21 protein-coding genes are annotated in these 21,230 nt (G+C 67.3%); 1 reads left to right on the top strand and 20 read right to left on the bottom strand.

Annotation, left to right across the window (positions count from 1 at the left end):
- Window positions 1-96: 96 nt before the first annotated feature.
- From G6N66_RS28455 to fadD5, 9 genes are all read right to left on the bottom strand, one after another.
- Window positions 97-1,659, bottom strand: a complete 1,563-nt coding sequence (locus tag G6N66_RS28455; protein WP_085232010.1) for a virulence factor Mce family protein — start codon at window positions 1,657-1,659, stop codon at window positions 97-99.
- Window positions 1,653-2,807: a virulence factor Mce family protein gene (locus G6N66_RS28450; protein ID WP_085232011.1), complete on the bottom strand. Its 1,155-nt coding sequence runs from the start codon at window positions 2,805-2,807 to the stop codon at window positions 1,653-1,655. The genes G6N66_RS28455 and G6N66_RS28450 overlap by 7 nt, the downstream gene beginning before the upstream one ends.
- The gene (locus G6N66_RS28445) at window positions 2,804-4,414 is read right to left on the bottom strand and encodes a virulence factor Mce family protein (protein ID WP_085232012.1); all 1,611 of its coding nucleotides are present in this window, start codon (window positions 4,412-4,414) and stop codon (window positions 2,804-2,806) included. The genes G6N66_RS28450 and G6N66_RS28445 overlap by 4 nt, the downstream gene beginning before the upstream one ends.
- The gene (locus G6N66_RS28440) at window positions 4,411-5,988 is read right to left on the bottom strand and encodes a virulence factor Mce family protein (RefSeq protein WP_085232013.1); all 1,578 of its coding nucleotides are present in this window, start codon (window positions 5,986-5,988) and stop codon (window positions 4,411-4,413) included. The genes G6N66_RS28445 and G6N66_RS28440 overlap by 4 nt, the downstream gene beginning before the upstream one ends.
- Window positions 5,985-7,025: a virulence factor Mce family protein gene (locus tag G6N66_RS28435; RefSeq protein WP_085232014.1), complete on the bottom strand. Its 1,041-nt coding sequence runs from the start codon at window positions 7,023-7,025 to the stop codon at window positions 5,985-5,987. Before G6N66_RS28435 ends, G6N66_RS28440 begins: the two co-directional genes overlap by 4 nt.
- Window positions 7,022-8,374 carry an MCE family protein gene (locus G6N66_RS28430; protein ID WP_085232015.1) on the bottom strand — a complete coding sequence of 451 codons (1,353 nt, stop codon included), beginning with the start codon at window positions 8,372-8,374 and terminating at the stop codon, window positions 7,022-7,024. The genes G6N66_RS28435 and G6N66_RS28430 overlap by 4 nt, the downstream gene beginning before the upstream one ends.
- A 5-nt stretch (window positions 8,375-8,379) precedes the next feature.
- Window positions 8,380-9,249 carry an MlaE family ABC transporter permease gene (locus G6N66_RS28425; protein WP_085232016.1) on the bottom strand — a complete coding sequence of 290 codons (870 nt, stop codon included), beginning with the start codon at window positions 9,247-9,249 and terminating at the stop codon, window positions 8,380-8,382.
- A gap of 1 nt (window position 9,250) precedes the next feature.
- A complete protein-coding gene (locus G6N66_RS28420) occupies window positions 9,251-9,967 on the bottom strand; it encodes an MlaE family ABC transporter permease (RefSeq protein ID WP_372515559.1) in 717 nt (238 codons plus the stop codon).
- A gap of 291 nt (window positions 9,968-10,258) precedes the next feature.
- Window positions 10,259-11,857, bottom strand: a complete 1,599-nt coding sequence (gene fadD5 / locus G6N66_RS28415; RefSeq protein ID WP_085232018.1) for a fatty-acid--CoA ligase FadD5 — start codon at window positions 11,855-11,857, stop codon at window positions 10,259-10,261.
- Between the two features lie 150 nt (window positions 11,858-12,007).
- Between fadD5 and G6N66_RS28410 the strand changes: the two genes are divergently transcribed.
- On the top strand, window positions 12,008-12,724 hold the full coding sequence (locus tag G6N66_RS28410; RefSeq protein ID WP_085232019.1) for a GntR family transcriptional regulator: 717 nt from the start codon (window positions 12,008-12,010) through the stop codon (window positions 12,722-12,724).
- A gap of 7 nt (window positions 12,725-12,731) precedes the next feature.
- Here G6N66_RS28410 and G6N66_RS28405 read toward each other — a convergent pair whose 3' ends face one another.
- The 11 genes from G6N66_RS28405 to G6N66_RS28355 all read right to left on the bottom strand — a co-directional run bounded on the left by G6N66_RS28405 (window position 12,732) and on the right by G6N66_RS28355 (window position 21,198).
- Window positions 12,732-13,172 (bottom strand): SRPBCC family protein, encoded by a 441-nt coding sequence (locus G6N66_RS28405; RefSeq protein WP_085232020.1) that lies wholly within the window; start codon window positions 13,170-13,172, stop codon window positions 12,732-12,734.
- A 64-nt stretch (window positions 13,173-13,236) separates the two neighbouring features.
- Window positions 13,237-13,680 (bottom strand): acyl-CoA thioesterase, encoded by a 444-nt coding sequence (locus tag G6N66_RS28400; RefSeq protein WP_085232021.1) that lies wholly within the window; start codon window positions 13,678-13,680, stop codon window positions 13,237-13,239.
- A gap of 4 nt (window positions 13,681-13,684) precedes the next feature.
- Window positions 13,685-14,617, bottom strand: coding sequence for an alpha/beta hydrolase (locus G6N66_RS28395; RefSeq protein WP_085232022.1), 933 nt, complete (start codon window positions 14,615-14,617; stop codon window positions 13,685-13,687).
- Window positions 14,599-15,330, bottom strand: coding sequence for an SDR family NAD(P)-dependent oxidoreductase (locus G6N66_RS28390; RefSeq protein ID WP_085232023.1), 732 nt, complete (start codon window positions 15,328-15,330; stop codon window positions 14,599-14,601). The genes G6N66_RS28395 and G6N66_RS28390 overlap by 19 nt, the downstream gene beginning before the upstream one ends.
- Window positions 15,327-15,710: a nuclear transport factor 2 family protein gene (locus tag G6N66_RS28385; RefSeq protein WP_085232024.1), complete on the bottom strand. Its 384-nt coding sequence runs from the start codon at window positions 15,708-15,710 to the stop codon at window positions 15,327-15,329. Before G6N66_RS28385 ends, G6N66_RS28390 begins: the two co-directional genes overlap by 4 nt.
- The gene (locus G6N66_RS28380; protein WP_085232025.1) at window positions 15,707-16,447 is read right to left on the bottom strand and encodes an HpcH/HpaI aldolase family protein; all 741 of its coding nucleotides are present in this window, start codon (window positions 16,445-16,447) and stop codon (window positions 15,707-15,709) included. Before G6N66_RS28380 ends, G6N66_RS28385 begins: the two co-directional genes overlap by 4 nt.
- Window positions 16,444-17,412 carry a zinc-binding dehydrogenase gene (locus G6N66_RS28375; protein ID WP_085232026.1) on the bottom strand — a complete coding sequence of 323 codons (969 nt, stop codon included), beginning with the start codon at window positions 17,410-17,412 and terminating at the stop codon, window positions 16,444-16,446. The genes G6N66_RS28380 and G6N66_RS28375 overlap by 4 nt, the downstream gene beginning before the upstream one ends.
- Before the next feature lies 1 nt (window position 17,413).
- Window positions 17,414-18,625, bottom strand: coding sequence for a cytochrome P450 (locus G6N66_RS28370; protein WP_085232027.1), 1,212 nt, complete (start codon window positions 18,623-18,625; stop codon window positions 17,414-17,416).
- Entirely contained in the window at window positions 18,622-19,326 is a 705-nt protein-coding gene (locus G6N66_RS28365; RefSeq protein WP_085232028.1) for an NIPSNAP family protein, read from the bottom strand. The genes G6N66_RS28370 and G6N66_RS28365 overlap by 4 nt, the downstream gene beginning before the upstream one ends.
- 3 nt (window positions 19,327-19,329) lie before the next feature.
- On the bottom strand, window positions 19,330-19,914 hold the full coding sequence (locus G6N66_RS28360; protein ID WP_085232029.1) for a hypothetical protein: 585 nt from the start codon (window positions 19,912-19,914) through the stop codon (window positions 19,330-19,332).
- A gap of 114 nt (window positions 19,915-20,028) precedes the next feature.
- Window positions 20,029-21,198, bottom strand: coding sequence for a CaiB/BaiF CoA transferase family protein (locus G6N66_RS28355; RefSeq protein WP_085232030.1), 1,170 nt, complete (start codon window positions 21,196-21,198; stop codon window positions 20,029-20,031).
- Window positions 21,199-21,230 lie beyond the last annotated feature (32 nt).

Below are 21,230 nucleotides of genomic sequence, written 5' to 3'. Positions count from 1 at the left end.
GAATCTTGCGATTCCTCGGCCGTCACCTCCGTGGATTCCGCAGGAATCGTTGTCCGCCGATTACGCAGACGTCGTCTCATCGACATCGGTGGTGGTTCAGCCGGCGATTGGCGCCAGCATCTCCTTCCATCCGTCGTCCCCCGTCTTGACCGAATTCTGGACCGAGTACTTGATCCCGTCGGGTCCTACCAGCTCACCACTCTGCGGACTGTATACCGCAGTCGGGGGCCCGCCCGGAGTGTAGACACACGGGTTGGGCTGCTGTCCGTTGCACTGCACGCTGCCCGAACCGGGCCGTTGCAGCGGGTCGCTGATCGGGGGCGGCGTCAGCCCGCCCGGCGGCAGCCGGTCGGCCGGCGCCGGGTTCAACCCGTTGTCCACCGACGGCGCGGGGATCACCATGCCGGGCCGCACCGACTGGTCGCAGCGCGCCGCGGGCGCCGGGCAGGTCAGGATCTGGTTCGGCTCGCCGAACCAGGGGTTGGTGCCCAGCGGGACATACGGCTTGTCGGAGCGGCACTCCCGCGGCGAGGCCGCCCGCTTGCCCGGGACGTCGACACACGGAATGTTGCGCGATCCGCGCACGCTGTTGGCCGGCGTATCCATCGGGATCTTGCAGTAGGTGCCGGTGGGCAGCGGCGCCAGGCTGGTGTCGGCCGGGGACCGCCACTCCGATGCCGGAATGAAGCCCGTCAGGCAGGGCGGCGGCTGGTTGATCGACAACGCCAGGTCGAGGGCGGCCTGGCGGGGGAACGGCGCCGACACCGTCTGCGCGATCGAAGCCCCCTGCGGCAGGAACACCAGCACCTGCTCGACCCCGGCGTGGTACTTCTTCAACAGGTCGAACACCACCTCGAGGTTCGCCAGCGTCTGCGGCAGCGAGTCCCGGACGTCGTTGAAAAGCTCGTTAACCTGATCGGCGGTCGGCGCCGCCTGCCTCAGGGTGCTCCTGACGTGCTGGTCATTTTGCGCGGTCTGGGCCGCCAACGTGTTCAGGTTGCGCGCCCAGCGTTCGATCGCACTGCCCGAGTTGACCTGACTGTCCAGGACCGGCCCGGAGTGCTGAATGATGTCGTTGACGTCGTGGATCTGGTTTTTGAAGTCGCCGACGATCGCCTGGGTCCCGTCGACCAGCCGTTGCAACGCCGGACCCAACCCGCCGACGGAAAGCGCCGTCTCGTCGAGCAATTGAGGGATCTTGTCCGCCGGCAGCGCCGCAAGGCCCCGATTCGCGGTGTCCAGCGCCGGCCCGATCTCGCTGGGGACGGTGCCCTTCGCGATGGTCTGGCCGTCGGAAAAATACTTGCCGGGGTTGCCCGTCGACACCAGGTCCAGATACTGCTCACCGACCGCCGACACCGAGTGCACGTTGGCCGTCGCATCGATCGGAATCTTGTAGCGGCTGTCGATGCTCATCGTGGCCCGCGCGCCCTGTTCGGTCGGTTCGACGTCGGTGACCTTGCCGATGGTGATGCCGCGGTAGGTCACGTTGGCCGTCGGGTACAGCCCACCGGACGCCGGCAGCTCGGCCTTGAGGTCGTACCGGCCGATGCCGACCAGGCTGGGCACCTGCAGGTAGTAGACGCCCAGCACGAAAATCGACACCACGGTCAGGATGGCGAACGCGATCAGCTGGCGTCGGACGAACGGGGTCAGCATTGGCCGCGCTCCGCTCGCTCGATCAGCGGTCCGCCGGGCGCGTCATTGGGGTTCGGCGTGTAGCGGACGTCGGGAATCATCGTTTCGGGGTCGCGGCCGAACGACTGCTCGAGTGCGCGCAGGGCGCCGGACAACCCGGTGCCGGTGAGGAACGCGTTGTCGATCGAGCTGTAGGTCACGTCCAGCGTCAGCGACACGTTCTGGTAGTCGCCGCGGAAGATCTTCGGCACCGTGTCGATGTCGTACGGCTGGGTGAGGATCAGCTTCAGCGCGCCGATCAGATACGGCGAGGAGCGGCCCAGTTCACGCAGCGGGCACTGCAGCGCCTGCAGGTTCTCGTGCAGGGGTCCGCGCGTCTCCGAGAGGTACTGGTCGGCGTACTTGGACAGCATCCCCACCGAGTCGACGGCGTTGATCAGCAGTTGCTTGGTGTCGGCGAAATGCTTGATCAGCGGCGGGATGTCGGTCAGCACCCGGTCGATGACGTCGTTGCGGTTGCCGACGTAGGACAACAGCCGGTTGGTCGAATCGATCGCGTGGGTGATGTCGTCGCGTTGCTGGTTGAGTTGATCGGTGAAGGTGTCCAGCTTGCCGAGGAAGGCCCGGATCTGGTCGCCTCGCCCGTTGACGATGTTGTAGACCTCGTTCTGCAGGGCTTCCAGGTTGGGGATGCCGCCGCCGTGCAGGATCAGCGCGAGGCTGGCCAGTGTCTGCTCGGTGGTCGGATACGACGACGAGTTCTTCAGCGGAATGGTGTCGCCGTCCTTCAACAGCTCCGACGACGGGTGCGGCGGCGCGAGCAGTTCCACATGCTGCGAACCCAGCAGCGAAGTCTGGCCGATCTTGGCGAGCGCGTTCTTCGGCAGCTTGACGCTCTTGGACACCCCGAGCGTCAGGGTGGCGATCCAGTTCTTCAGGTTGATGGCCTTGATCGAGCCGACGTAGACGTCGGCGACCATCACCTTGCTGTTGCCGTTGATCGCCAACGTGTCCGGCACCTGCACGTAGAGGGTGTAGGAATTCGGGCCGCCGCCCGGTCCGCCCGGAATCGCCACGTTCGAGATGCCACGCCAGCCACACGAGCTTGCCACCAGCGCGATCACCAGCAGGACCAGCGCCTGCCAGCCCCTTCGACGCAACGCGCTCACTGGCCACCCCCGAACTCAGCCGGCAACGGCGGCCCACCGGCACCCGGGGCCGGTGCCGACACCGGCGCCGGCGTGGGCGCGACGGGACCGGGGCGCACTTCGGGTCCCGGTGGCGGGGGCTGGATCGGTACCGGGGCGTTGAGGCCGGCGGGCGGCACCCAGGGGTGCTCGTCGTAGGCGTTGGGCGGGCCCGGCGGCGTCTGCAGGGTGGACTGGACCGGCTCGATGTTGGGGCCACCCATCAGCTCGTTGAGCGACTCGGGGGTCATCAGGCCCGCGGTGATCGGGCCGACCTGCGCGCCCTGCATGCCCGGAGCGACGATCCAGCCGTGCTCGGTGTTGCGGTGCGACAGCGGCGTATCGGGCACCCAGATCCCCGGCACGGTGGTGTCCTTGTAGCCGTTGGGCGGCTGCAGCCGCGGCTCGGAGTAGGCGACCTCCTTGGGCAGCGTCTCGGCGGTGCTGAACAGGTTCAGCCCGAACGGCAGGTAGTTGAACTTGATCGCGTCCAGGATCGGGCTGAGGTATTCCGCGCACAGTTCGGCGGACTCCTGATACCCCAGCCGGCTGCCGGCCTGGATCGAGCTGCAGATGAACTGCAGCGGGTTGGAGAAGGTGATCGCCGGGATCGCGACCACCGAGCCGTGCGACGGGTGATAGATCTGGTTGATGTTCGCCGCGGCGGTGGGCACCACGTGCAGCGCGGTCTCCAGGCCATTCAGCGAATCGGGCTGCAGGATCGTGTTGGTGACCTCGGCGAGGTTGTTGACGTCTTGGGTCAGCACCGCGCGGTTCTGGTCCAGCCACGGCCGAATCGTCGTGAGCAGACCGTCGAACTGCTGCACCGCGTTGGCCAAATCGCTGTCGGAATGCGCCAGGTGCGTGGTGAAATCCGCGAGGTTCTGGTTCAGCGCGACGAACTGCGCATCGTCTTGATGCAGCGCGTTGACGAACAACGCCAGGCTGCGCACCACCGCAAAGAAGTCCCCGCGACCCTGGTTCAGCGCCGTCAACGCCTGCGACAAGCTGTTCAGCGTCGTGTTGATCTGCTTGCCCTTGCCCGCCAACCCATTGGCGAACGACTCGATGGCCTCACCGAACGGACCCTTGGGCTGCTCGGGCGTGGGCCCCAGCTTGGAGATGATGTTGGTGATGCTGTTGCGCAGCTGATCCCATTCCACGGGCACCTGGGTGCGCTCCTCGGGGATCACCGCGTTGTCGGCCATCACCGGCCCGCCCTTATAGGGCGGCTCCAACTGGATGGCCCGCGAGGCCACCAGCGTCGGGTTCAAGATCACCGCCGACGCGTTGGCGGGAACCTTGTACTTGTTCTGGTAGTGGAAGGTGACCCGCATCTTGTCCCCGACCGGCTCGATCTTGTCGATCGACCCCACCCGCAGGCCCATGATCTGAACCTTGTCCCCGGCATACAGCGCGTTCGCCGCCGGGAAGTAGGCCACCACGGTGTTATTGGTCAGCTTCTGATACAGCCGGAAACCGACATAACCCACGACCAGCGCCAAGATCACCACCAGCGACCCGATGATCACCGACGCGCGCGACAACTTCGGTAGCCGCAGGTTGCGAATGTCAAAGGCGGTACTCAATTCTGGCTACCTCCCGTCACGCCACTACCCCCTGCTCCGCCGGGATTGATGAACGGGGCCGGCAGCTGCGGCCCGGGCCCGGGTGGTGGAGGCGGACCCGGCGGGAACGCCGGCGGCAGCGAGAACGGCGCCGGCGGCGGCCCCGGGTTGCGGCGCGCGCCGGGCGGTGCGTCCGGGATCGGCACCGGGGTGCCCGGGACGTTCGCCGGCGGCGCGCCCGGAAGCGCGGCGCCCGGGATCAGGCCCGGCGTGGGCGGCAGCCCGTTCGGGTCCGGCGGCGAAATCTGCACGTCGACCGGCGCCGGGAAGGCCGGGCCGCCGAAGGGCCCGATCGTCGCGCCCGCGCAGGGCAGCGGGTTCCACGGCCGCGGCAGCCCGCCGTCACCGATGGTGACGTTGCCGTTCGGGTTCGCCGGCGCGTAGGAGCACGGCGACCCGGGCGGGACCGCCGGTCCCGGATGCTCCGGGGTGCCCTCGAGCACCGGCGGCGCGGGCGGCGGCGCCCCGTTGGGGAAGCGGGTGCCGTTCGGGTCGGGCCAGCGGTATGCCGGCAGCGCGGCGCCGCGCCAGAAGTTTTCCGGGTCGAGGCCACGCCGCTGGAACGCGGCGTCGATGAAGGGCTGCACGATCTGGCCCTGGGCCAGGTTGTGCAGCACCACCTTGAAGTACGGTCCCGACGCGATGGCCTCGTTGAGCGACGGCAGGAACGCGCCGACCTCGGTGAGCCCCTTGGCCAGGTCGTCCTTGCGCTGCACCAGGACGTCGCTGAGCGTGTGCAGTTGCTCGAGCACGTGGTTCAGGTTCGGGTTGTCGTTGATCAGCCCCTTCACCTGTTCGGAGAAGGCCGCGACGTTGCTGAGCAGCGCGTCGATGGCGCGGCCGCGTTCGTCGAAGGCCGCCAGCAGCGTCTTGGCGTTGACCAACAGCCGGTCGAACTGCTGGCTGCGGTCACCGAGGATGCTGGCCACCTGGTTGGCCTGGGCGAGCAGGTGGGTGATCTGCTCGTCGCGTTTGCCGATGGTGTCGGAGAACTTCGCCACCCCGTCCAGCGCCGCGCTCAGGTGCGGGTAGGTCTGGTCGACGGTCTGCGACAACACGTGCAGTGATTCCTTGACCGTGTCGATGTTCCAGCCCTGGGCCGCCTTGGTGACGTCGAAGAACGCGTCATAGATCTGGTAGGGGGTGGTGCTTTGACCCAGCGGCAGGGTGCCCCCGGGGGACAGCGCCTGCTTGCCCCGCGCCTCGACCTCGAGGACCTTCTTACCCAGGATGGTGTCGGTGCGGATCGCCAGCCGGCTCTCGGTGCCGATGCTGTTGGTGCCGATGGAGAACTTGATCACGACGTGGTCGCCCTCGATCTTCAGGCCCTCCACCTTTCCGACGTCCATGCCGGCGATGCGCACCTTGTCGCCCTTGCTGAGTCCGCCGCTGTCGGTGAACTGCCCGTAATAGCTGGGCTTGGCGAAGATCATCGGGACGCTGGTGAAGCTCTGGCCCACACCGATGACGAGCAGCATGACCAGGATGCCCATCAGGCCGATGCGCATCCGATTCGGAGGTTCCAGGGTTCTCATTGCGGCGAGCACCTACCCGAGGGCTGGTTGAAGAGCCGAACCGTGCGGACTGGGCCGCCGGGCTGCAGGCCGTTGATCTTCAGTGAGATGTCGCAGGCGTAGAAGCTGACGAAGTCGCCGTAGGAACCGATGTTGCGCCCGATCAAGTTCAACGCGGTGGGGACCTTGTGCAGGTAGTCGTCCAGCGCGGCACGCTGGTCGATGAGCGGCTGCTGCACCGCGTCGAGGTAGTTCAGCGTCTTGTGCAGCAGACCGCGGTCTTCGGCCAGCAGGTCGGCCACGGTTCCGGCGGCATTGCTGATGTGCGCGGTGCCGGCCGCCAGCGGATCGGCGTGATTCTTCAGGCCGGTGATGAGCACCTCGAGGTTGTTGATGGTCTGGTCGAATTGCTGGCGGTGCCGAACCGTGGTGTCCAGCACCAGGTTCAGGTTCTTGACGACCTCGCCGATCGCCTGATCGCGCTGGCCGAGCTGTGAGGTCAGCTGCGCGGTGTTGTCCAGGATGTCGTTGATGGTGCCGCCCTGACCCTGGAACACGGTCACGATGGCCGTCGCGATGGTGTTGACCTTCTCCGGGTCCAGCGCCCGGAACAGCGGCTTGAAACCACCGATCAGCGCGTCGAGGTCCAGCGCCGGCGAGGTCCGGGCCAGCGGGATGAACCCGCCCGCCGGCAGCACCTTGTCAGAGCCTTCGCCCTCGCCGCGCTTGAGCTCCAGGTAGCGGTTGCCGATCAGGTCGAGGTAGCGGATCTGCGCCGTCGTCGACTGGTACAGCGGTATCGACCGGTCGACGTTGAAGTCCACCCGCACCCGGGTGCCGCCGTCGATCAGGTGCACCGAGTCGACCTTGCCGATCTCCACGCCCGACGCGCGGACGAACTGCCCCGCCCGCAGCCCGCTGATGTTGCTGAATTCCGCCGAGTAGCCGGTGGTCCGGTCGAATCGGAGCTGGCCGAAAACCACGAAGATCATGGCAGTGAAGATCAGCAGCACCACGGAGAAGATGCTGAGTCGGATGATGGTCCCGGTGATTTTCATGGGTTGATCGTGTTATCCCCTACCTGACGGCCCCACACGTACTCGATGGCGTAGGGCGAACCGGTGTCCAGGTGGTTGTACGGCGCGATGCTGTTGCCGGTGTCCATCACCAGCTCCGGGGCGGGCCACAGGTCGTGGGTGATGTGCTGCCAGCAGCCCGGCGCTCCGCCGGGTCCGCCGCGAGCGTTGACCCGCGGCAGGTTCTCCGGATAGATGTACGGGTTCGGTGCCCCGCCGACCACACCGGCCAGTCCGCCGACGAGCGAGGCGACCGCGGCCACCGCGGCGACCGGGTTGAGGAACAGGCCCAACCCCGACAGCGCCTCGGTGTGAGTGTTCAGTGAATAGCCGTTGCCGCCCAAGAACTCTCGGGCCTTGGGCTCGATGTCGTGGTAGTTACGCACCGTGCAGAACAGCTCGGGGCTGTAGGTGTCCAGCAGCTGGGCGGTGGGCACCAGGTCTTGGGAACCGCGCGCCAGATACGGCCCGCCCCGTTTGAAGATGTCGGCGCCGGTGTTGCCGAACCCGGCCGCCGACAGCAGCGCCTGGTCCAAATCCTTCTGTTGGGCGTTGATCGTGCGCGACGTGACGACCGCGTTGTTGAGGAAGTCCAACAAGTCCGGGGCCGCGTTGGCGTAGGTGTCGCCGAGACCGGCCAGCTGCTGAATGTCGTGCCGCGCCTGCGGCATCTGCGGGTTGACGTCGTCGAGGATCGCGTTGCCGTTGACGATCGACTGCCCGAACTTGTCGCCGAGGCCGGTCAACGCCTGCGCGGCCGCGCTCAGCGTCAGGTTCAGCTTGACCGGGTCGACCTTCTCGGAGATGTCGGTGATGGTCTGGAAGAGCGTGTTGATCTCGGTGGTGACACAGTCGTGCGAACGCTTGCCGTTGGGGTCGATGCACGACGACGCGTCGATCGTGGTGGACGGGTTGAGGTGGCCCCTGGCGATGCTGTTGCCGTTGGCGTCTTTGGGCGTGGTGAACGAGACGTATTTGCCGCCGAAGACGGTGGTCGCCTTGATCTGCGCGTCGACGTTCGCCGGGATGATGGCGAGATACCGCGGGTAGACCTCCAGGTTGAACTTGGCCGCCGGCTTGCCGTCATGCGTGGTTTCCGAGATGCTGCCGACCCGCCCGATCTCCACCCCGTTGTAGGTGACCTTCGAGCCGGGATCCATCACCAGCCCGGCCCGCGGGGCGACCATCGTCAGATGGGTCTTTGGGGTGAAGTTGCCGCGGAACTGCCCGTAGATCAGGTAAAACACCACCGCCGCGATGACCAGCATGCCCACCGCGGCCAGCTTGTACGGCGGGGTCCGTTGCGAGTTGGTCTTAAACGGTGTGGTCATGGCGGTTACACCGTGAGCGCGAAGTTGGGATTGACGCCGTAGAGCGCCAACGCGGCGGACAACACGACAACCTGCACCGAGACCAACGAGAACCGCATCGACCGGCCGACGGCCTCGCCGACGCCCACCGGCCCGCCGCCGGCGTTGTACCCGTAGTAGCAGTGGGTGACCATCACGACCAGCGTGATGATGATGGCCTCCAGGAACGACCAGAACACGTCGTCGGGGCGCAGGAAGGTCCGGAAGTAGTGGTCATAGGTGCCGTGCGACTGGCCGTACAGCACCGTCGTGGTGACCTGCGGGGACAGGAAGCACATGATGATGGCCAGCGCGTAGATCGGGATGATGACGACCATCCCCGCGATCACCCGGGTGCTCGCCAAAAACGAGATCGACTTGATCCCCATCACTTCCAGCGCGTCGATCTCCTCGCTGATCCGCATGGCGCCGAGTTCCGCGGTCGCGCCGGCGCCGACGGTGGCCGCCATGGCGATCCCGGTGACGACCGGGGCCGCGATACGCACATTGATCAGGGCGGCGAAGAACCCGGTGAACGCTTCGACACCGATGTTTCCCAGCGACGCGAAACCCTGGATGGCGACCAGGGAGCTGCCGGACAGCGTGACGAACCCGACGATGGCGACGGTCCCACCGACGACGGCCATGGCGCCGGTGCCCATGCCGATCTGCGCGACCAGCCGCAGCGTCTCCTTGCGGTAGCGGCTCAGCGCGTTGGGGATGTTGCCGATGGACTGCAACGCGAACCAGGTCATCTGGCCGGCGACGTCGAGCCCGCGCGACGCGGCGCCGCCGTACTTGTTCAGGTTGGCCGAGGCCCGGGGGAAGCGGGCGCGCAGGACCGCGGTCGTCGACATGTCAGTGCCCCGTTCCGAATCGAACACCGATCGTGGTCAGCACGACGTTGACCGCGTAGAGCGCGACGACACAGAGCACCACGGTCTCGTTGACCGCGGTGCCTAGGCCTTTGGAGCCGCCGCGCACGGTCAGCCCGCGGTAGCAGCCGACCAGCCCGGCGATCAGGCCGAACACGGCGGCCTTGACCGTCGCGATCACCACCTCGGGCAGGCCGGTGATGGTGGTCAGGGTCGCCAGGTAGGCGCCGCCCGACACGTTCTGCAGATAGACACCGAACAGATAGCCGCCGACCAGGCCGACGGTGATCACCAGCCCGTTGAGCAGCGTGGCGACCAGGGTCGCGGCGATCACCCGGGGCACCACCAGCCGGTGGATCGGGTCGATGCCGAGCACCTCCATCGCGTCGATCTCCTCGCGGATGGTGCGCGCGCCCAGGTCGGCGCAGATGGCGGTGGAGCCGGCGCCGGCTACCACGAGCACGGTGGTCAACGGGCCGAGCTGGGTGACCGCGCCGATGGCCGCGCCCGCGCCGGACAGGTCGGCGGCACCGAACTGGGCCAGCAGCACGTTGAGGGTGAAGATCAGCAGCACGGTCAGCGGGATCGAGACCATGATGGTCGGTAGGAATGCGACCCGCATGATGAACCAGCACTGCTGGATGAATTCACGCCATTGAAATGGCCAGCGGAACAACGCTTTTCCGGTCAACACGCACATCCGGAAGAAGCCGCCGACGAGGGTAAGCGGCGTCTGCAGCTGGTCGCGGAAATAGCCGACCAGGTGCGGGCGCGTATCCGTCGTCACCGCTTCCCCCCTTGCCCAGCGTGTGTGATCATCGGCTCCCTACCGGCAAGTAGTAACGGAGACCACAGGAATCTACCCGATGGCCGAAACCGTGTGAACCGCATCCGCACAATTAACCCTTCGTCAACAGCTGGCAAACTTTATAGATAACCTCCGGCGCTCCTTTCACGTGTTCAAACTATTGACACATAACGGTTTTCAGGTTTATGAGCCTCCGTACCGCAAACGCAGTTCAGTTTTTAGAACCTTGCCCGCGGGGTTGCGGGGCAACGCGTCGACGATCTCGAGCGCCTTGGGATGCTTGTAGCGCGCGAGCCGGTCGCCGAGAAACTCAACCAAGTCTTCGAACCGCAACTCGTTGTCCGTTACAGCCGCGACCGCGATCGGCACCTCGCCCCACTTTTCGTGCGCGCGACCGATGACGGCGACTTCGGCGATGCCGGGATGGTCGGCGAGGACGTTCTCCACCTCGGCGCAGTAGATGTTCTCTCCGCCGGAGATGATCATGTCCTTCTTGCGGTCCACCACCCAGACGTATCCTTCCTCGTCCATCCGGACGAGGTCTCCCGAGTGGAACCAGCCGCCCGCGAACGCCTCCGCGGTGGCCTCGGGGTTGTTCCAGTAGCCGCTCATCAATGTTGGTGCGCGATAGACGATTTCGCCTACCTCGCCGATGGGCACGTCGTTCATGTCCTCGTCCACCACCCGGGCGGCGACGGTCGGAATCACCTTGCCGACGGACCCGCGCTTACGGATCGCGTCGTCGCCGAGCAGCATGCAGGTCACCGGCGACATCTCGGTCTGGCCGAATGCGGCCAGTATCTGGGTTCCGGGGAACACCGCCGACATCTCCCGCAGCAGCGCGTCCGGCGCCGGCGCGGCACCCCACGACATCACCCGCAGCTTCAGGTCGCGGGGGCGCGCCTTCTGCTCGGCGCAGACCGCCTGCCACTGCGCCGGAACCAAGAAGATGCCGGTGACCTTCTCGGCGGCCAGCACGTCGAGCAGCTGGCCCGGGTCGAACGCGCCCAACGGATAGATCACCGTGGGAGCCCCGAGCAGCAGCCCGGACAACAGGTTGCCGATTCCGGCGATGTGGAACAGCGGGACACCGATGAAGCCGACGTCGTTGTTGATGTCGGCGCCCATGGTGTAGAGCCCGGTCATGGTCTCGCCGGTCAAATTGTCGTGCGTCAGCACCGCACCCTTGGGGCGGCCCGTGGTGCCCGAGGTGTACATGATCAGCGCGGGCGCATCGTTGGGGATGTCCACCAGCTCGGCCGGATCGCCGGGCTCACCGACCACATCTTCATAGCCGAGCACGCTCTCGCCGGAGGGCCCGCCGGCCACGATGATCGTTTCCAGCAGCGGCTGGATGTCGCGCACGCCCGTGGCCACCGGGGCCAGCACCGCCTCGGTGATCAGCACGCGCGCTTCGCAGTCCTCGACCAAGAAGGCGATTTCGGCGGCGGTCAGCCGGAAGTTCAGCGGGACCGCGATGGCCCCGAGCATGTTGGCCGCCAGCATCGCCTCGATGAACTCGGTGCGGTTCAGCATCAAGATCATCACCCGGTCCCCGAAACCGACCCCTCGGCGGCTCAGTGCGCCGGCCAGCGCCGATACTCGTTCACGCAGGCCGGCCCAGGTCACCGTGCGGCCCAGATGCCGCAGCGCCGTGGCGCCAGGCTGCATCAGCGCGTGCCGCTCGAGCTGGTTGACCCAGTTCTGCCGGCGAGCAAGATACGGCTGCTCTTGCGCTGGAGTTTGGCCTTGCGTCTGGTGGCTGGCCAATTGCGCGGTCACTTAACCCGTCCCTTCACTTCCGCACCGCTTGCGCCAGGTTGATATTTGATAAAACATAGTGTTGTCTGGGTCACACTATGGCCTCAGAGGCACGGATGACAAGCCCCTAAAAGTCCTGGCAGCCCTTGTGAATGCGCAGTGAACGCACCAGTGAACGCACCGGTATCCGCGCGACCGCGTGGCCGGCGCACACTGCGCCGGGCGCAGCTGTCCGACGAGGTTGCGGGTCACCTGCGCGCGGCGATCATGTCCGGGAAGTTGCGGCCGGGGACCTACATCCGCCTCGACGAGACCGCGGCCGAACTCGGAGTGAGCATCACGCCGGTGCGCGAGGCCCTACTGAAGCTGCGCGGCGAGGGCATGGTGCAGCTCGAGCCGCACCGCGGCCACTTCGTTTTGCCGCTGACCCGACAGGACGTCAACGACATCTTCTGGTTGCAGGCAACGATCGCGCGCGAGCTGGCCACGTCGGCCACCGATCTGATCACCGAGGCGGAGATCGGCGAGCTCGACCACATCATCGATGCCATGGTGGCGGCGGTCGGATCCGCGCCGGGAGCCGAGCGCGCGGAAACCATCGCCAGGCTCGAGTTCGCTTTTCATCGCGTCTTCAACCAGGCCAGCGGGCGGATCAAGTTGGCGTGGTTTTTGCACAACGCGGCGCGCTACATGCCCGCGCTGATCTACGCCGCCGACCCGCAGTGGGGTGAGGCCGCGGTCGATCACCACCGGCAGTTGGTCGCCGCGCTGCGCCGCCGCGACACCGCGGCCGTCGTCGAGCACACGGTCTGGCAATTCACCGACGCGGCGCGCCGGTCGACCGAGATGCTCGACGAGGCCGGAATCTTTGCGCTGCGCCCCGCCTGAGGCGCCGTCACCGCGAGGCCAGCTCCTCGGCGCGCTTCTTGAGGGCTTCGGCGAGGCTGTCGAGCACCTGGTTGAGGAGCATCTTCACCATCGGCGCGGGCACCGGCAGCGTGGACTCGACGTCGGCGTCCACCGTCAGCAAGCTCGTCGACCCGGTCTCCACCACGCTGAACAGTTGCTCCTGCTTGGCGAACAGGTCACCTTGTTGCATGACGGTCTGGATCTGGTTCTCCCCGGGGTAATACACGGCCTGGATATAGGTGCCCGGCATGCCGTTGATCTCAATGTCGAGCCGCAGCTGGCTGGGGCGCCCGTCGTCGTAGCGGGCAAGTATCCATACGCCCTTGATCGGCTCGTTCCACTCGGGGTAAGCCTCGAAATCCGCCACGATCGCCATGATCGATGCGGCGGTGGCGCTGACCTCGACGGTTTTGCTCAAAACTGGCATCCGCCAAGCATATCGGGGTCCGCGGCGGGCCCGGTCACCGCGCAACCGTGCGCGGCCGGCGGGCTCACGTCACGCAGGCCGTCGACAGCAGCGACCGGATCGCGTCGGGAATCGGGACCGATTTGCGGTTGGTCCGATCGACATACACGTGCACCCAGTGGCCGAGCGCGGTGATCGGTTGGGCCTCTTCGCGGAACACGCCGAGCCGGTAGGTCACGCTGCTGCGCCCCAGCCGGGTCACCGCCAGGCCCACGAGAAGGCTCTCCGGGAAATGCAGTTCGGAAAAATAGCGGCAGCCCGACTCGGCGACGATGCCGAGCGCGGGCGTACTCAACGGGTCGAGCCCGGTCGTGGTGTTGATCCACGCGTTGATCGCGGTGTCGAACAGCTGGTAGTACACGGCGTTGTTGAGGTGGCCGAACATGTCGTTGTCGGCCCAGCGGGTTGTGACCGGCCACAGCACCGGAAAGTCGTCGGTGGTGAGCTCATCGGGTGCGGGCGGAACCATCTCTTCAGTATCCAAAAGCGTTCGACAGGGCGTGCCCCTGCAGCGCGTAAAGCCGCTGCGACACCGACCAGTCGGGCAACAGCGAATCGAATCCGTGACAGGTGCGGGCGAACACGTGCAACTCGGTGGAGACGCCGGCGCGCAGCAGCCGCAGCGCGTAGTCGACGGCCTCGTCGCGGAACGGATCGATCTCGGCGCAGGTGATCAACGCCGGCGCGACACCGGTGAACGCGTCGCGCCGCGCGGGCACGGCATCCGGAGTGCCGTCAGTGCCGAGATAGTGGCGCCACATCAGCTCCGCGCCCTCGCCGTCGAAGGCCGGGCTGGTGCGGAATTCCGCCTTCGACCCGGTCGGACGGTCATCGAGCACCGGCTGATGCAGCAGCTGGAACACGATCGCCGGCAGCGACCCCTCGGCCGCCCGGTGGGCCAGGCACGCGGCCAGGGCACCGCCGGCGCTGCTGCCGGCGACGGCCAGCCGTGCGGCGTCGACGCCCAGTTCGGCGGCGTTGGCGGCCAGCCAATTCAGCACCACTGCGGCGTCGTCGAGCGCGGCCGGGTAGGGATGTTCCGGTGCCAGCCGGTAGTCGACCGACACCACCGTGCAGCGCGCGCGCCGCGCCAGCTCCAGGCACTGCCGGTGATCGGTGTCGAGGTTGCCTAACGCGAATCCGCCTGCGTGGCAATAGATTACCGTCGGCGCTGGTGGCTCGCCGCCGCGATAGATCCGCACCGGCACTGTGCAGTCTTGCGATTCGGTGATGCTTACGCTCGACGAGTCGGTGTGCTCGGCGGTGTCGCGCCGACGCTCGTTGAAGGGCTCCCGAGTGGCCCGGATCGATTCGACCGAAAAATCCGTTCGCGTCGTCGCGACGGCGCGCAGCACCGGGTCGAGCCGCTCGGCGCCGTCGAGTTCGGTTACCGGATCTGCAGGCATTGCCCACCATCGATGACCAGCTCCGCACCAGTGATGAACGACGCGTCCTCGGAGACCAAAAACGCGACGGCGTCGGCCACCTCGTCGGGCTCGCCGATCCGGCCGAAGCTCGACGCCGCCGCCAGCCGCTCCTGGGTGGCCGCATCCAGCATCGGGGTGGCGATCGGTCCGGGGAACACGGCGTTGACGCGAATGCGGTCCGGGGCCAATTCGGCCGCGGCGGTTTGGGTCAGGCCGCGAAGGGCCCACTTTGACGAGCCGTAGGCGCTGTGCTGCGGGAAGGGGCGGATCGCTCCGGTGCTGCAGATGTTGACGATGCTGGCGTGCTCCGCCTCGCGCAGCCGGCTCAGCGTGGCCTGCATGCCCAGGAAGGCGCCCAAACAGTTGATCCGCCAGGCGTTTTCGAAGTCCTCGACCGTTTCGTCGGCCAGCGGGGCGCGGCGCAGCATGCCGGCCGCGTTGACCAGCGTGGTCAGCGACCCGAACCGTTCGACGGTCCGGGTGACGGCGGCCGCCCATTGGGGCTGCGAGGTGACGTCGAGTTGAATCGCGATGACGTCGTCGTCGCCCAACCCGTCGACCATCACCGACAACTCCTCGGCACGCCGATCGCAGGCGGCCACGCAAAAGCCAGCGGCGCGAAGCCTTTTGGCGATCGCCCAGCCCTGCCCGCCGGCGGCCCCGGTCACCAGCGCAACACGTCGAGTCGTCATGGAACCTCCGGGCTGTCGGACAGGCCGGCGCTGGTGACGAATCGGCAGCGCCGCCGCCGGAAACGCCACCGGCCGCCCTGGCGAACGAACTCGTCGTCGTACAGGGCCGGGCGCTGGTGTAGGTCGACGGCCCTGACGAACAGCACCTGCGACCGGCCCGTGGCGGTGTCGCCGTGGACCTCGATGCGCGAGACGCCGGTCAGGTGCAGGCCGCGCGGCGCGTCCTGGAACATCTTGCGGATACCGTCATGCCCGTCGTAAGTGCGCCCGTAGACCAGAAATTGGCCGTCGGGGACGAACAGCTGCACACACGCCTCGATGTCTCCCTCGTCAAGGGCCAGCGCGTAGGCGGCGATCAAATCGCGGATCGGTTCTGTCACTGTTCGTTCGCCTCGCGTAGGTGCTCGGTCGCTCCCCGCCGTAGCGCCTGCGATTCGGCCGCCAGCGTGATCATTCGAAACCCCAACTGGGCCATGGCGCGACCGGCCTTGCCCTCGCTGGCGTGTATCCCGGCGACGATCCCGGCTTCGGCCGCCGCGCGCTGGATGCGCCCGATCGCCTCCAGCACCTGCGGATGCTTGAGTGCGCCCACGGCTTCGGCACCCAGTGACAGCGCCAAATCGGCTGGGCCGACGTAGATTCCGGCCAGGCCGCTGACGGCGCAGATCTCGCTCAGGTTGTCCAGTGCCGCCGCGGTTTCGATCATCGCGAAGACGCTCACCCGGGACTCGAGCGCGGCGCTGTCATATCCCAGGCTGGCCCGCAACGGGCCGAAGCTGCGCACACCGGCCGGCGGAAACCGGGTGGCCGCCACCGCCGCGGCCGCCTCGTCGGCCGACTCGATCATCGCGATGATGACGGCGTCGGCGCCGGCGTCGAGCACGCGCCCGATCGGCGCGGCGTCGGCGTTGGGCAGTCGCATCGCGGTCGCGATCGGCACGTGCTCCAGCCGGCGCAGGATGTTCGCGACGTCGGCGTCGTCGAGGTAGCCGTGCTGCGCGTCGAAGCCGACGTAATCGTAACCGGCGTGCGCGAATTCCTCCGGCCCGATCAGCGTGGGGCCGGTGATCCAGCCGCCCCAGATCGGGGTCGTATTGTCCTGCTGAAAGACGCTCACTCGGCGATCGCGATCTTCACGCGCTGCGGGTCGGGCCGGCAGGCCAGGTCGAACGCGGCCTGCGCGTCGTCGACCCCGAACGTGTGCGTGAGATATCTGCCGAGCAGTTCCGGGTGTTCGGCGGCGAACTTGCCGGCCAGTTCCAGGACCCGGCGACGGTCAAGCGTCACACCGGATTTCAACGTCAGGTTGTTGCGCAGCATCAAACGCATGTTAATCGGATAGGCCTCGTCGTCGGCGACGCCGAAGTACAACACGGTGCCGCCGAACGCGGTGGCCTCGATCGCGTGCCCCAGGGTGGCCACCTGATGGCCGACCGCCTCGACGACGACGTCGGCGCGATCGGCTGCGGCGAGCCGGCTCACCCAGCGGTCGCTGGTGGCCCGCACCGCGTCGTCGACCCCGAATGCCGTTGCGAGGCTGTGCCGGTCGACGGGATCGACCCCGGTGACGCGCCGGGCGCCGGACGCCTTCGCGACGTAGGAGAACAGCAGGCCGATCGAGCCCTGCCCGATGATCGCGACGTGGCGGCCGGCCAGATCCGGCAGTTGTTCGCAGGCATACAGCACACACGCCAGCGGTTGCAGGCCGACCGCCTGCGCCGGGGTCAGCCCGGGATCGTAGGGCGCCAGCCCGTTGCCGTCGCTGATCACCCGCTCCATCAGGCCGTCGAATCCGGAGGCCCAGCCGACCACGCGATCGCCCGGACGGTGCTCCGGGTGGCGGCTGGCGATCACCTCGCCGGCGATCTCGTGGATCGGGAACCCGTCCTTCTCGGCGGCGCTGGCGCCGTCGTCACCCGGGAGGCGGCCCTTGGCGCCGCGAAAGGCCGGCATGTCGCTGCCGCAGAGGCCGGCGGCCAAGAACCGCAGCAGCACTTGGCCATCGGCCAGGTCGTCGGGCGTCTTGTCGGTGATCGACGTGCGCTCCAACAGATAGGGGGCGATGATCCGGTAGGACCACACGTCAGACCTCCACCGGGATCTTGTTCCATCCCCACTGGAAGCTGGACGGCAGCCGGGTGGCGGCGTCGCCCTGGATGGCGAAGTCCGGGACGCGCCGCAGCCATTCGGTCAGCAGCACATCGATTTCCAGGCGCGCCAGGTGGTAGCCGATGCAGAAGTGCTGGCCGCGCCCGAACGCCAACACGCGGCGGATCGGTCGGTCCCAGATGAATTCGTCGGGCTCGGCGTACTCCCGCTCGTCGCGGGCGGCCGAGGCGAGCAGCGTGATGATGCGCTGGCCCGGTTCGATGGTCTGTCCGTGAATTGTGTACGGCTTGCGCGCCGTTCGGGCGAACCACTGCGCCGGGGCGCAATAGCGGATCATCTCCTCGCGGGCGATCGGCACGTTGCCGGCCAGGTCGGCGCACACCGCGGCCATCTGGTCGGGCCGCTGGCTGAGCTCCCACAGCCCGTGCGCGACGATCTTGGGCACCGTTTCGGTTCCGCCGATGAAGATGCACAGCATCTGGGTCGCGACCTCGGCGTCGGATAGGGCGCTGCCGTCGGGCAACCGGTAGCCCAGCAGGCCGTCCACGACGGGCAAGCCGTCGCCGGACGGGTCCGCGCGGCGGCGCTCGACGACGGGGATTAGGTATTCGAGGTAGTTGGGTCGGGCTTGCGCGGTGTCGACGCCCTCGCCGGGCTCGGCCAGGCTGCCGGCATTGACCGCGGCCAGCACGTCAGGCGCGAGATCGTCTGGCAGACCGAGCAATCCGCACACCATCGAGGCCGCCACGATGCCGCCGTATTCCTGCGTCAGGTCGAAGGAACCCCGCGGCAGCAACACGTCGAGGCGCTCGTTGGCCAGCGCGCGGATCCGGGCCTCGAGTCCGGCGACGGACCGCGGACGCAACGGCTGCGAATGCGCGCGACGGATCTCAGCGTACAAATCCGTGTCGAACACCGCGTGAAACGGCAGCGGATGCAGCGGCGGGTCGTCGAGCGGACCGTCGTTGTGCCGAGCCAACACCGACGCCGGGGGCAGCGTGCCCTCCGTCGCGACGAACGTCCCGTCGTTGACTTCCAGTACCTGCCAGATGTCCTCGAACCGGGACAGCGCGAAGGTGTCCCACTGCGGCATGTAGTACGCCGGATGCTGATCCCGCAGAATGCGGTAGTAGGGCAACGGGTTTGCCATCACCTCGGGATCGAAGGGGTCGTAGCTGAAGCTCATTGCAGCGGCGACGGCGGTAGGGCCTGCAGGATCGAATCCTCCCAGCCGTCGCGCAGCGCGGGCGCCACGCTCATCCACGTGACGATCTCGGCGGGCGGGCTGTCCTTCCATGACGGGTAGTGATTGGCGAAGCATTCCCAGCCGCCGTCGAGCGCCCAGTAGTGGATGACCTCGTTGAAGCGGAAGGTGGTGGTGAACGAGCCGAGCCAGCGTTTGCCCGTGCGCTCCGACCAGGGCACGTAGAGCCGCTCCAGTTCGCGGATGTAGTCGTCTTGACGGCCCGGCTTGGTCTGCATGATCTCCTGAATCACCACCGGCGCAGTGAAATTCGCCTCGCGCAACTGTGCCAACGTCTTGTTGCTGGGCCCGGGGTACATGATGCGCCCCTCCCCCGACGCTCCGATGTCGGCCAGATACGCCGACCACTTTCCGGCGGCGGCCTCGTGGCTGCCGCCGCGTGCCTGCGCGGCACCGATGCGAGCGTAGTCGGCGAACTTGTCGATCTCCCAGATGATCGTGACCTGCGGCCAGTGGCCGTTGTAGGGAGTTGATTCCCAGATCGCGAAGAGCCGGGCGCCCAGCTCGGCCATCATGGGGTGATACGTGTCGGTGAATACCTCGGTGAACCGATCACTGCGCCCGGACCCCAGGTCGATCGTCTCGTGCAGGTAGAGCAGCGTATGACCGTAGTACTTTTTCATCGGCTAGCCGAGCCGGATGAGTTCGAAATCGGCCGGCGAACACGCCGCCATGTCGTAGAACATCGTCTCGGTGGGATCGACGGTCTCCCAACCCATTCCGGCCGCCGCCAGCGCGTAGCCCTTGAATGTCCTTGCCGCGGCGCTGAGTACGTGCTGCACGCGGTCCATGCCGCGACTGACCGCCAGCGGCCACCCGTCACCCCACAGCGCGACTTCCGTCAACGGGTGGTTCAGCGCCTTGAGCACCGTGCCACGGATCCGCTCATCGGCGGCGAATGCCTCGGCGCTGACCGCCAGGCTGTGAAAGGTCGAGGCGGTCCGATCCAACCCGGAGTCCAGGTCCGCCGCGTCTGCCCCGAGGATCCGCAGGGGTCGCGCGTCGCAGCTGCCCGCCAGCAGCACGGTCACCTCCCACCCCGCCATCGCCCGGTCATACAGCCACCCCCCGGCCGAGCACACCGCGTCGGCGGCGCTGGCCGCGACGACGTCGAGCCGATAGCGCGCGGGTTCTTTGGTATGGGCGCTGCGGGCGGTCCGGATGGACCGCACTCTGCTGTTGTCACCGATGTCGAATGTTGGCGTGACCATTCAATCCGTTCCTCATCGCCACGTGAGATGGCTGTGGGTGCGTCACCCAGGGTGACGCAATTCCACCGGACAGCGTGACACTTTTGCCGAAATTTGTAAAGGTACGCCGGCCGGTCAGGCGTCGCGCCGCACCTTCAGTTCGGCGAGAATTTCCTCGGTGTGTTGCCCGAGTTCCGGTGCGGCAGAACGCGGCGCCCACGGTGTGCCGTGGAAATCCGCCGGTGTGGCCACCATCGCGACGCCGGATTCTCCGTCCGGCACATCGACGATCCCGCCGGCGGCGTGAAACTGCTCGTCGGCGACGACGTCCTCGAGGCTGTTGACCGGAGACCAGAAGAAATCGGGTTCGCCGGCGAACACCTCGGCCCATTCGTCCAGCGGGCGGGTCGCGAAGATCGCGTCCAACTCGGCGATTAGCTCCACCCCGTTGACGAAGCGGGCGCGGGCGTCGCTGAATCGGGGGTCGTCGAGCCACTCGGGACGGCCGACGGCGCGACACAACGGGGGCCAGTGCCGGTCGCCCTCGAGCCCGACGATCCAGAACCGCCGTCCGTCGGCGGCGGCGTAGTTGTTCATGCACGGGTTGCCCATGGTCTCGCGCTGCCCGACGGCGATCGGCTGACCGGTCAGCAGGTAGGTGTTGAGGTCGAAGCTCACGGTGTAGGCGCCCTGGCGATAGAGCGAGGTGCTGACCAGCTGGCCGGTTCCGGTGCGTGCCCGGGCGACCAGCGCGGCGCAGATGGCCGCGGCCAGGGTCATGCCGGCCGAGTGGTCGCCCATCCCGCCACGCTGGAAGGGCGGGGTGTCCCCGGGCCGGGTGAGCAGGCTGGCCACGCCGGCCCGCGACCAGAAGGCGGCCACGTCGTAGGCGGCGCGCTCGGCGTCGGGCCCGGTTTCGCCGTAGCCGGTGATCAGGCCGTAAACCAGGCGGGGGTTGCGGGCCGACACCGACTCGAAGTCCAAACCCAGGCGCCGCAACGCCCCGGGACGCACATTGGTCACGAAAACGTCTGCGTCGGACAGCAATTCGAACGCGGTGTCGCGTCCCTCGTCGGTGGTGAGGTCCAAGACGATGCTGCGCTTGGACCGGTTGTCCATTTCGAACGGCGGGTTGACCCCGAGATCGCAGCCCAGCATCCGCCCGAACATGCGGCCCGGGTCACCGGTCGGCGGCTCGATCTTGACGACGTCGGCGCCCCAGTCGGCCAGGATCCCGGCGGCGGCCGGCCCGGCCACCCACACCCCGAGCTCGATGACTTTGATGCCCTCCACCGGTCCAGCCATGAGTGGACCTTAGCGTCTGGGCGGACGGAACG

This window comes from Mycobacterium conspicuum, assembly GCF_010730195.1.
In the GTDB taxonomy this organism is placed as follows: domain Bacteria; phylum Actinomycetota; class Actinomycetes; order Mycobacteriales; family Mycobacteriaceae; genus Mycobacterium; species Mycobacterium conspicuum.
Note: the sequence above shows the minus strand (reverse complement) of the source record. Positions and strands in the feature narration are given on the sequence as shown.